This window comes from Streptomyces alkaliphilus (assembly GCF_014141535.1).
In the GTDB taxonomy this organism is placed as follows: domain Bacteria; phylum Actinomycetota; class Actinomycetes; order Streptomycetales; family Streptomycetaceae; genus Streptomyces; species Streptomyces alkaliphilus.
The window spans coordinates 1-10,429 of the sequence record NZ_VKHT01000076.1 but is presented as its reverse complement, the minus strand read 5'-3'; the positions used below and the strand labels follow the sequence as shown (position 1 = coordinate 10,429).

The 10,429-nt window shown below is 72.7% G+C and carries 9 protein-coding genes and 1 tRNA gene; 1 reads left to right on the top strand and 9 read right to left on the bottom strand.

Annotation, left to right across the window (positions count from 1 at the left end; translation table 11 throughout):
• Positions 1 to 44: 44 nt before the first annotated feature.
• The 4 genes from FNQ90_RS04680 to FNQ90_RS04665 form a co-directional block, all read right to left on the bottom strand.
• Entirely contained in the window at positions 45 to 770 is a 726-nt protein-coding gene (locus FNQ90_RS04680) for a M50 family metallopeptidase (protein ID WP_323379776.1), read from the bottom strand.
• A 142-nt stretch (positions 771 to 912) separates the two neighbouring features.
• Positions 913 to 985, bottom strand: a tRNA-His gene (locus FNQ90_RS04675).
• Positions 986 to 1,086: 101 nt separating this feature from the next.
• Entirely contained in the window at positions 1,087 to 1,689 is a 603-nt protein-coding gene (gene orn, locus FNQ90_RS04670; RefSeq protein WP_143617589.1) for an oligoribonuclease, read from the bottom strand.
• A gap of 151 nt (positions 1,690 to 1,840) precedes the next feature.
• On the bottom strand, positions 1,841 to 3,223 hold the full coding sequence (locus FNQ90_RS04665; protein ID WP_182605097.1) for a GlxA family transcriptional regulator: 1,383 nt from the start codon (positions 3,221 to 3,223) through the stop codon (positions 1,841 to 1,843).
• A 780-nt stretch (positions 3,224 to 4,003) separates the two neighbouring features.
• Here FNQ90_RS04665 and FNQ90_RS04660 point away from each other — a divergent pair.
• Positions 4,004 to 4,528: a universal stress protein gene (locus FNQ90_RS04660; protein WP_143617586.1), complete on the top strand. Its 525-nt coding sequence runs from the start codon at positions 4,004 to 4,006 to the stop codon at positions 4,526 to 4,528.
• Positions 4,529 to 4,880: 352 nt separating this feature from the next.
• On the opposite strand, the gene glmS is transcribed toward FNQ90_RS04660, so the two are convergent.
• The 5 genes from glmS to FNQ90_RS04635 form a co-directional block, all read right to left on the bottom strand.
• Positions 4,881 to 6,701, bottom strand: coding sequence for a glutamine--fructose-6-phosphate transaminase (isomerizing) (gene glmS, locus FNQ90_RS04655; protein WP_182605096.1), 1,821 nt, complete (start codon positions 6,699 to 6,701; stop codon positions 4,881 to 4,883).
• A gap of 127 nt (positions 6,702 to 6,828) precedes the next feature.
• Entirely contained in the window at positions 6,829 to 7,104 is a 276-nt protein-coding gene (locus FNQ90_RS04650; protein WP_143617583.1) for a hypothetical protein, read from the bottom strand.
• Positions 7,105 to 7,203: 99 nt separating this feature from the next.
• The gene (locus FNQ90_RS04645; protein WP_182605095.1) at positions 7,204 to 8,154 is read right to left on the bottom strand and encodes a DUF4429 domain-containing protein; all 951 of its coding nucleotides are present in this window, start codon (positions 8,152 to 8,154) and stop codon (positions 7,204 to 7,206) included.
• 99 nt (positions 8,155 to 8,253) lie between these two features.
• Complete coding sequence (locus tag FNQ90_RS04640) at positions 8,254 to 9,420, bottom strand: acyl-CoA dehydrogenase family protein (RefSeq protein ID WP_182605098.1); 1,167 nt, start codon at positions 9,418 to 9,420, stop codon at positions 8,254 to 8,256.
• A gap of 2 nt (positions 9,421 to 9,422) precedes the next feature.
• Positions 9,423 to 10,370 (bottom strand): hydroxymethylglutaryl-CoA lyase, encoded by a 948-nt coding sequence (locus tag FNQ90_RS04635; RefSeq protein WP_182605094.1) that lies wholly within the window; start codon positions 10,368 to 10,370, stop codon positions 9,423 to 9,425.
• Positions 10,371 to 10,429: the final 59 nt, after the last annotated feature.

Below are 10,429 nucleotides of genomic sequence, written 5' to 3'. Positions count from 1 at the left end.
GGCAGGGGCGCTCGGTGGCCGGGACCCATCGTGGTCGTCGGGCGTCAGGCGAGGGCGTCGGGGTCCAGCAGCATGCTGCCCCCCAGTACCAGGCAACCGATCGACACCAGGTGGAAGACGAACACCCACAGCCCCGCCGGCACCCCGGTCAGCCGGGAGAGCTGGTCGGCGTCGGAGTCGGGGGCGCCACCGCGCCGCCGCTTGCGCTGGAGTTCGAAGACCGGCCGCACCCCACCCAGCAGCAGGAACCACACGGCCAGATAGCCGAAGGCCGCCTGGACAGCGGCGGCGGTGAGCCAGGAGACGAGGAAGAAGACGCCGCCGGTGAGGATGACCGTCAACGCCCCGTAGACGTTGCGGATCATCGGCAACATGGCCAGCAGGAGCGCGGTGGCCCCCCACAGCAGCGCGGTCAGCCGGCCGGCTCCCAACAGGGCGGCTCCGCCGAGCCCCAGCAGGGAGGGGGCGGTGTAACCGGCCGCGGCGGTGAGGATCATGCCGGGGCCGGTGGGTTTGCCCCGGGAGACGGTCAGACCCGAGGTGTCGGAGTGGAGTCTGATGCCCTCCAGGGTGCGACCGGTGAGCAGGGCCACCAGTCCGTGCCCACCCTCGTGCGCGATGGTCACGGTGGTGCGGGTGATCCGCCACACGGGCCACGGACCGATCAACACCAGGGCACCGGCGGCCGTCGCGAGCACCACCCACAGCCCGGGGTGCGGCTGGGTGCCCGTCACCCGGTCCCACAGCCCGGCGATCTCCGTCACGTCCACGCCTTGCCCATCGCGTCCGCCGGGTCCGTGCCGGACCGGCCCCCAACCGGTTTCCCCGAACCCCGCGCCGGGCGCGGGGTTCGGGGAAGGAGAACGGGCCCCCGACCGCCGAAGCGGAACGGGGGCCCGATCCTTCCATCAGGGTGAGCGACGGGACTTGAACCCGCGACCACCTGGACCACAACCAGGTGCTCTACCAACTGAGCTACGCCCACCATGACCGGGTGTTTCGGGGAATCCCCTCCCCGGCCACCATGAGTGTACAGGGTGCCGGGCCGTGCTCGTGCCGGGGTTTCGCCCGGCGCGCCCGGGTGCCTCAGCCGGCGGACAGGACGTGTCGCTCGGCGATCCGCCGCGCGGTGGCGGAGTCCGGTCCGGGCTGCTCGACGAAGATCGCCTCGCGGTAGTAGCGCAGTTCGGCGATGGACTCGCGGATGTCGGCGAGCGCCCGGTGGTTGCCGTTCTTCTCCGGGCTGTTGAAGTAGGCGCGCGGGTACCACCGGCGCGCCAGCTCCTTGATCGAGGAGACGTCGATGATCCGGTAGTGGAGGTACGCCTCCAGCTCGGGCATGTAGCGGGCGAGGAAGCCCCGGTCGGTGCCGACGGAGTTGCCGCACAGCGGCGCACGGCCCGGCTCGGGCACGTGCTCGGCGATGTACTCCAGGACGCGGCGCTGGGCGTCGGCGAGGTCGGTGCCCGCGGGCAGCTCCTCCAGGAGGCCGGAGTCGGTGTGCATCCGCCGCACGATCTCCGGCATGGATTCCAGGGCCTCCTCGGGGGGACGGATGACGATGTCCACCCCGTCCCCGAGGATGTTCAGCTCGGAGTCGGTGACCAGCGCGGCCACCTCGATGAGTGCGTCGTCGTCCGGCGAGAGGCCCGTCATCTCGCAGTCGATCCACACCATGCGATCGTTCATGCGAACACCATACGACCCCGTGATACGACCACGGAGGGCCGTCGCCGGGAGCAGCGGACCCTTCGGGGAGGGCCCGACACCCCGGGAACGGCCCTCCGGGATCGCCTCCGGGACGCCGGCGGCACCCGGCCCGGGTGGGCCCCCGGCGTCCTCAGGACGCGGGGCGGGGCCGCTGTGCCGGAAAGCGCGGCGACCACCCGTCGCGCACCGGCTTGCCCCGGCCGGGTGCCTCCCCGGCCCGGGGCGAGACCCCGGGGCGCTGCTCCCCGGGGCCCGTCGGTCCGGCGGGTCCGTGGGAGGTCTGGCCGCCCGGGTGGTGGGCCCCGACCCGGGGAGCCGCTCCGGCCGCCTCTCCGTCACCGGGGCGCCCCGGCTCCGGCCCGGAGGGCACCCGTCCGCCCCGGGGGTCGGCCTCCGGCCGGTTGCCCCGCGCCGGCGGAACGGTCGGCTGCTGGACGCCCTCGCCCTGACCGCGGGACTGGCGCCGGGCCCGGTACGCGGCCCGGTAGGCGGCGGGCGAGGAGCCGAGCTGTCGACGGAAGTGCCCGCGCAGCGCGACCGGGGAACGGAACCCGCATCGACCCGCGACCTCGTCCACCGAGTAGTCGGACACCTCGAGCAACCGCTGGGCCTGGAGGACCCGTTGGGTGATCAGCCACTGCAGGGGAGCGCTCCCGGTGAGAGCGCGGAACCGCCGGTCGAAGGTGCGCCGGCTCATGTAGGCGCGGGCGGCGAGCGCCTCCACGTCGAACTGCTCGTGCAGGTGCTCCAGCGCCCACGCGACCACCTCGGCCAGCGGATCGGCCCCGATGTCCTCGGGTAATGACCTGTCCAGGGGCCGCTGTTGACCCGCCGGCTCGGCGGGACCCGCCGTCCTGCGGACCGGCAGCACCAGCCGCCGGGCGAGGGCGTTGGCGGCCTCCGCGCCGTGGTCGGTGCGCACGATGTGCAGACACAGGTCGATCCCGGCGGCCGTACCGGCGGAGGTGAGGATGTCGCCGTCGTCCACGAAGAGTTCGCGTGGATCGACGTGGACCGAGGGGTACCGCTTGGCCAGGGTCGGGGCGTACATCCAGTGGGTGGTGGCGGGACGGCCGTCCAGCAGGCCGGCCGCTCCCAGCGCGAACGCCCCCGTGCACAGGCCGACGACGCGCGCGCCCTCGGCGTGGGCCCGGCGCAGAGCGGCGAGGGCCGGGGCCGGCGGCGGGCCGGTGATGGACCGCCAGGCGGGCACGATCACGGTGCCGGCCCGTGCCACGGCGCCCAACCCGTAGGGCGCGCGCAACTCCAGCCCCCCGGTCGTGCGCAGGGGGCCCTCCTCACCGGCACAGACCAGCAGCCGGTAGCGGGGGACGCCGGCGTCCTGTCGGTCCACGCCGAACACGGAGAGCGGGATGGAACTTTCGAACATGGGACTGCCGCCGAACAGCAGTACCGCGACGACTTCGCGGCGCCGCCGGGTGGCGAGCCTGTCCGCCGCCGGTGGGCGGGGCCCCCTGGCGACCTCGGGGCCGTGCGTTGGGTCCTGGCTCATGCTCCTCAGTTCCCTCGGTTGACGCATCCTCTCGGTCCTGCACGTTTCCCCCGACCGTGATTGCCAAGATCGAATCTACTGTGTCGGATGGGGTCGGCGGGACTGGTTCGCCACTCGGCACTAAATCGACATGACTACGTGGCGTGAAGCATTCGATCAGGAAGCGTTCCACGCCTCGGCAGTTGGCGGAAGTACGCCTCCCTCCGGCGTCCGAGGGTGGGCCGGGGGGCATCGGGAAGTTGGCCGAAAACAGAAGGCGTCGGGTTCCGGCCGGCCGCGGAGCCGCGCCGGGGGAAAACCGCCGGTGACGGCGTCGGCGTTCCGGGGGCGAACACCGAACGGGCGCAAAACGTCCCCCCCTCGTTCGCCCGCGGTCGGACGGGAGGAGGGGAAGACCCCCGCGAGGGCCGATGATTCCGCCACGGACCCCCGCACGCCCCTCACCATACGGACACAGGCGTTCACGGAGAGGCGCGTAACGTTTCACCGGATGTCTCCCCGTTGCGCCCCCGACCCGGGTCCGGCATGCTGCTCCGCCCGAACCGGATTGAGGCGGGGATCCCGGGGCATCACCCTGCCGAAGACGTATCCTGGAGGTGCAGCCCGTGAAACACGCGGCCCCGGAACACCTCCCCGCGAGGCCCCCGAAGCCCGTGGGCCCGCCGCGGGCCCGGACACCCGACACCCTCGGGGTCCGCGCCCCCCTTCCCGTTCCCGTCGACCTTCCCGTTCCCGTCGACCGCCGAGAGGCCCTCTCCCCGAGACACCTCCGAGACTCCCATGGTCGCCCCAGAACTTCCCGAACCCGCTGACCGCAAGCGGCCCGTCGCGGAGCCGACGGATCCCCACCGGTCGGCCGACGAGTCGTGCACGCCGCGCGACCCGGCCTTCCGGCACGGCGTGGTGGTGGGGTTCGACGGCTCCACCTCCAGCGAACGCGCCCTGGCCTACGCGATCGGCATGGCCCGTCGCTCCGGCTCCGGCCTGATCATCGTGCACGTGGCCAACCGACTGCCGTCCACCCTCTGGGCCGGCTGCGAACCCCCGACCCTGATCGACGTTCCCGATCACCGCACCGAGGTGCTGGGCCTGGAGCTGGCCTGCGCCGACCACCTCTCCGAGATCCCCTGGGTGCTGTTGGAGCGCGGTGGGGACATCTGCCACGAGCTGGAGGAGGTGGGCCGGGAATACGCCGCCGACGCCATCGTGGTGGGCTCCACCCGGGGCGTGTTCGGGCGGATCCTGGGCACCGTCTCGGGGCGGTTGGCCCGGCGCGCCGAGCGCCCCGTCGTCGTCATCCCCTGAGCGCCTCCCGAGCACCCTCCCCGAACCACCCGCCGGGGCGTTCGCCGAACGATTCGCCGGGCCCTCGCGGAGGAACCCCTTCCGGGGATTTTCCGGCCCCCGAATGTGGATTGTGCGCTTGTGATGGGCATATACCACCCAACGAGATCGACGGAGGCCAGCGAACGTGCCGCCGCGCGGGAGGTGACGGACCCGCCGGTGGCGACCGGGCCGGCGTATGGGCGACGCCGGCACCCGCGCGGTCCCCGGGGCGGCGGACCGGTGGCATCCGCTCCCCCGGGGGCCGTCGCACGTTCGCCCCGCCGACGCGCGGCGGGGCGAACGGGAGCCGGGCCGGCCGGGCCCGCCGGCGTCACTCGACGGTGACGGACTTCGCCAGGTTGCGGGGCTTGTCGATGTCCCGGCCCAACGCCAGCGCCGTGTGGTAGGCCAGCAACTGGAGCGGGATGCCCATGAGCACGGGGTCCAACTCCGGTTCGTTCCGCGGGACCACGATGGTGTCGTCGGCCTTCTCCTGCTCGCTGTGGGCCACCGCGAGGATGCGCCCGCTGCGCGCCTTGATCTCCTCCAGGGTGGCGCGGTTCTTCTCCAGCAGCTCGTCGTCCGGCACGATCGCCACGGTCGGCACCTCGGGCTCGATGAGGGCCAGCGGCCCGTGCTTGAGCTCGGAGGCCGGATAGGCCTCCGCGTGGATGTAGGAGACCTCCTTCAGCTTCAGGGACGCCTCCTTGGCCACCGGGAAGCCCCGCACGCGGCCGACGAACATCATGCTCTTCGCCTCGGCGAACTCCGTGGCCAGCTTCGCGATGCGCTCCTCGCCCTCCATGATCTCGGCGATCTGACCGGGCAGCCGGCGCAGACCGTCGATGATCCGCTTGCCGTCGGTCACCGACAGGTCCCGGATCCGCCCCAGGTGCAGGGCGAGCAGCGCGAAGGCCACCGCGGTGTTGGTGAAGCACTTGGTGGAGACCACGCAGACCTCGGGGCCGGCGTGCACGTAGACACCGCCGTCGGTCTCCCGGGCGATGGCGCTGCCCACCACGTTGACCACGCCCAGCACCCGGCCGCCCTTGCGCTTGAGCTCCTGGACCGCCGCGAGGGTGTCGTAGGTCTCCCCGGACTGGCTGACCGCGATGTAGAGGGTGTCGGGGTCCACCACCGGGTTGCGGTAGCGGAACTCGCTCGCCGGCTCGGCGTCGGCGGGGATGCGGGCCAGTTCCTCGATCATCTGCGCGCCGATCTGCCCGGCGTGGTAGGCCGAACCGCAGCCCAGGATCTTGACCCGGCGCATGGTGCGCGCCTCGCGGGCGTCGAGGTTCAGGCCGCCGAGGCGGACCGTGGCGAAGCGCTCGTCGAGCCGACCGCGCAGCACCCGGTCCACCGCGTCCACCTGCTCGGCGATCTCCTTGTGCATGTAGGTGTCGTGGCCGCCCATGTCGTAGCTCTCGGCCTCCCACTCCACGGTGGTGGGCGAGGCGGCGGTGCGACTGCCGTCGGTGGTGTAGGTGCGGTAGTCGTCGGCCTTCAGGGTGGCCATCTCGCCGTCGTCGAGGGTGATCACCTGACGGGTGTGGCTGATCAGGGCGGCGACGTCGGAGGCGACGAGCATCTCCCGGTCGCCGATGCCCAGCACCACGGGGGAGCCGTTGCGGGCGACGACGATGCGGTCGGGGAAGTCGGCGTGCAGGACGGCGATGCCGTAGGTGCCCTCGATGTGGCGCAGCGCCTCGCGGACCTTCTCCTCCAGGGTGGAGGCCCGGGAGCGGCCCACCAGGTGGGCCAGGACCTCGGTGTCGGTGTCGGAGACCAGCTCGACGCCGTCGGCGGCCAGCTTGGCGCGCAGTTCGGCGGAATTGTCGATGATGCCGTTGTGAACCACGGCCACGCGGCCGTCGGCGTCGGTGTGGGGGTGGGCGTTGGTGTCGTTCGGGGCCCCGTGGGTGGCCCAGCGGGTGTGGGCGATGCCGCAGTTCCCGGCGAAGCGGGCGGGCACCTTGGCCTCCAGGTCGCGGACCCGGCCCTTGTTCTTGACCGTCTTCAGGCCGCCGCCCTTGCCGGAGCTGTGGATCGCGATGCCGGCGGAGTCGTACCCCCGGTACTCCAGTCGCTGCAGTCCCTCCAGGAGCAGCGGCGCCACGTCGCGCCTGCCGATGTAGCCGACGATTCCACACATACGGGTTCCTCCTGGTGCCGGTCGGGCGATGGTGCGGGCCGGTTCCGGGTACGGAACCGGCGGTGACGGGACGGGGTCGGTACGGGACGGTCGAAAGCGGGTCCGCCGGCCCGGGGGCCGGTGGGGTTCAGCCGTAGACGATGCGGCGCAACTGCCGCAGCGACAGCTCGGGCGGGGCCACCGCCCGGTGCCGCAGCTCCTCCGAGACCACTTCGAAGATCGCCGTGTTGCGCAGTCCGCGGGCCTGGAGCTCGCGATGGCGTCTGCGCACGTACTCCTCCACCGTCTCGTCGAAGTAGGCCAGGACGTCGAGGACCACCCGGGCCGCCTCGCCGCGTCCCAGCGGCGTGGTGCGGGTCAGGTGGTCGATCAGGTCCTCATGGGACGTACGACGGCCGAGCACCCCTTGATAGTGGGAATCGGAGAGGACTTTCGCAACAACCCTGCCCGATATCGGGCACGAACGTGTCGCGGACGACAGTGCCGGTGGGAGCCACCGGCTTCACAGGCGGTCGAGCAGGGCCCGCTTCGCGCGGGTGAACTCCTCCTCGGTCAGCACACCGGAGGAACGCAGCTCGCCCAGCTCGCGCAGCCGGCGCAGGACCGCGTCGGGATCGTGACCGGTCCCTCCGCCGACCTCCCCGTCCCGGGCCCGGGACCCGGGGGTGGCCGGTGGCTTCGTCAGGGGCACGGGCGCCGCGCCGTCCGCTCCCGCCGACGTGCCGTCCCCGGCGTCCTTCCCCGCCCGGGGGTGGGGCAGGCGGGCGGTGACCGCCGCCGCGAGGAGGGCGACCTCGGCGGTCTCCCGCCGTTCGCTGAGTCCCCAGAGCGTCACGCAGTTGGGGTCGTGGGAGGGTTTGACTTCCACCACGGGCCCCACCGGTCGGATGCGGAACCACCCGCTCTCCCAGCGGGCCCGGGACCATTCCACCGCCGCCACGTCCCGGAGCGGCAACATCCGGGTCCCGGCCGACTTCTTGCTCTCCTCACAGGCCCATCCCCACTCGATGCGCAGGGTGTGCCCGTCGAAGGTGACCTTGCCGTCACCGCCGCTCACCACCCGGGGCACGGAGGGCCCGGGCAGCAGCCACCGGTCGACGGCCTCGTCCACCGGAACGCTCTCCAGCACCAGGGCGGTGCGCACCTCGTCGACCAGGTACTCGGCCGCTCCCGTCCGTCCCGGCTCCACCGCCAGCGCGTAGGGGGTGGCGTCGTCCGCCAATCGCCCCGAACAGGCGTGATCCAGGGGGTCGGCTCCCTCGCGGAGCCTCAGGCGCAGCCGGGCCCGCCGCCGACCCGGCTCCAGGGAGATGCCCGCGATTGCCTCCAACGGCACCGCGATCTCCCCCAGTCCGGCGCGCAGGGGGTGGACGCCCCGACCGGTGCCCGGCACAAGCCGCAGTCTCTCCCCGTCGAAGTCCCACGTGCCGTCCCGCTGGATGAGCTCCGCCATTGGCTCATTGTGACAGGGGCCCGCGACGGTTTTGTCGGGGCGGGAACACCTCTCCCGCCCCGACGGCCCGACGGCCCGAGGGTCCGACCGAGGAAGCGGTCAGCCCCGCCCCTCTCCCATCAACTCGCGGGCGATCAGCATGCGCTGCACCTCGCTGGTCCCCTCCCCGATCTCCAGGATCTTGCTGTCCCGCCACATCCGGGCGACGGGGTACTCGTTCATGAAGCCGTAGCCGCCGTGGATCTGGGTGGCCTCCCGGGCGTTGGTGACCGCGACCTCGGAGGAGTACAGCTTGGCGATCGCCGCCTCCTTCTTGAAGGGCTCGCCGGCCAGCAGGCGGGAGGCCGCGTCCCGCCAGGCGAGTCGGGCGGTGTGCGCCCGGGTCTCCATGTCGGCGATCTTGAAGGCGATGGCCTGGTTCTCCCCGATCGGCCTCCCGAAGGCACGGCGCTCGGCGGCGTAGCGGACCGACTCGTCCACGCACCCCTGCGCCAGCCCGGTGGCCAGCGCCGATATGGCGATCCGGCCCTCGTCGAGGATCCGCAGGAACTGGGCGTACCCCCGCCCCTCGGTGCCCAGCAGGTGGTCCACCGGCACCCGGACCTCGGAGAAGGAGAGCTCCCGGGTGTCGGAGGCGTTCCAGCCGACCTTGGAGTAGGGGGCGGCGACCGTGAAACCGGGGGTCCCGGAGGGCACCACGATGGTGGAGATCTCCGGGGCCCCGTCGGCCCTGCGGCCGGTTACGGCGGTGACCGTCACCAGATCGGTGATGTCGGTACCGGAGTTGGTGATGAAGCTCTTGGTGCCGTTGATCACCCAGTGATCGCCGTCGCGCACCGCGGTGGTGCGGGTGCCCGAGGCGTCGGAGCCGCACTCGGGCTCGGTCAGACCGAAGGCGCCCAGCGCCTCGCCGGAACACAGCCGGGGCAGCCAGCGACGCTTCTGCTCCTCGGTGCCGAAGCGGAAGATCGGCATCGCGCCCAGCGAGACGGCGGCCTCCAGGGTGATGGCGATCGAGGAGTCCACCCGGGCCAGTTCCTCCAGCGCCACGCACAACGCCGGGTAGTCGCCGCCCATGCCGCCGTACTCCTCCGGGAAGGGCAGGCCGAACAGTCCCATCTCCGCCATCTCCCGAACGATCGGGTAGGGGAAGGCGTGCCTCTCGTAGTAGTCGCCGATCACGGGGGCGACGACCTCCCGGGCGAACTTCTCCACCGTGCGGCGGAGTTCCTCGTGTTCGGCGGGCAGCCGGTGCTGCAGGGCCATGGTCACGGCTCCTTGTCCTGGGGAGTGGGGGTGTCCCGATGGGTGAGGGCGCGCAGGGCGCGGGAGGGGCCGGGTCGGCCCAGGTGTTCGGCCATCCAGTCGCTCGTGGCGGCCAGGCGGCGCAGATCGACCCCGGTCTCGATACCGAGGCCGTCGAGCATCCACAGCAGGTCCTCGGTGGCGAGGTTGCCGGTCGCGCTGCGGGCGTAGGGACATCCGCCCAGCCCTCCGGCGGAGGCGTCCACGGTGGTGACGCCGTGCCGCAGGGCGGTCAGGGTGTTGGCCAGGGCCTGGCCGTAGGTGTCGTGGAAGTGCACCGCGAGCCGGTCGGGGCCGATACCGGCGGCGTGCAGGTCGGTGAGCAGCCGGGCGACGTGCCCGGGAGTCGCGGTGCCGATGGTGTCTCCCAGACTCAGCTCGGAGCAGCCCATGTCCTCGAGTCGACGGCAGACCCCCACCACCCGGGCCGGGTCGACCGGGCCCTCCTCGAAGTCGCCGAAGCACATCGAGAGGTAGCCGCGCACCCGCAGCCCCTCGGCCCGGGCCCGGGCGACCACGGGCTCGAAGAGGGCGAGGGACTCGGCCACCGTGCGGTTGAGGTTGGCCCGCGCGAAGGATTCGGTGACGGCGGCGAAGACCGCGATCTCCCGCACCCCCAGGCCCAGGGCGCGGTCCAGGCCCCGGGCGTTGGGAACCAGGACCGGCAGCCGCACCCCCCGATCCACCAGGTCGGCGACCATCGGGTACAACCGCTCGGCATCGGCGAGTTGGGGCACCCATCGGGGATGGACGAAGCTGGTGGCCTCCACGGTGTCCAGGCCGGCCCCGGCGAGGCGGTGGATGAACTCGGCCTTGATCTCCACGGGGAGGACTGCGGCCTCGTTCTGCAGGCCGTCGCGCGGGCCCACCTCGTGGACGCGCACCCGGCGGGGCAGGGCCGGATCGGGCATCCGCTGGGGCAGTCCGGCGGGCGGCCCCGGACGCGGGACCGCGTCGGCCGCGTACCGGT

Excerpts from the sequence above, each read along its gene's own strand:
- FNQ90_RS04640 (WP_182605098.1), bottom strand. The coding sequence starts at position 9,420 with ATGGCCCTGCAGCACCGGCTGCCCGCCGAACACGAGGAACTCCGCCGC.
- FNQ90_RS04660 (WP_143617586.1), top strand. The coding sequence starts at position 4,004 with ATGGTCGCCCCAGAACTTCCCGAACCCGCTGACCGCAAGCGGCCCGTC.
- FNQ90_RS04635 (WP_182605094.1), bottom strand. The coding sequence starts at position 10,370 with ATGCCCGATCCGGCCCTGCCCCGCCGGGTGCGCGTCCACGAGGTGGGC.
- FNQ90_RS04665 (WP_182605097.1), bottom strand. The coding sequence starts at position 3,223 with ATGAGCCAGGACCCAACGCACGGCCCCGAGGTCGCCAGGGGGCCCCGC.
- glmS (WP_182605096.1), bottom strand. The coding sequence starts at position 6,701 with ATGTGTGGAATCGTCGGCTACATCGGCAGGCGCGACGTGGCGCCGCTG.
- FNQ90_RS04645 (WP_182605095.1), bottom strand. The coding sequence starts at position 8,154 with ATGGCGGAGCTCATCCAGCGGGACGGCACGTGGGACTTCGACGGGGAG.
- orn (WP_143617589.1), bottom strand. The coding sequence starts at position 1,689 with ATGAACGATCGCATGGTGTGGATCGACTGCGAGATGACGGGCCTCTCG.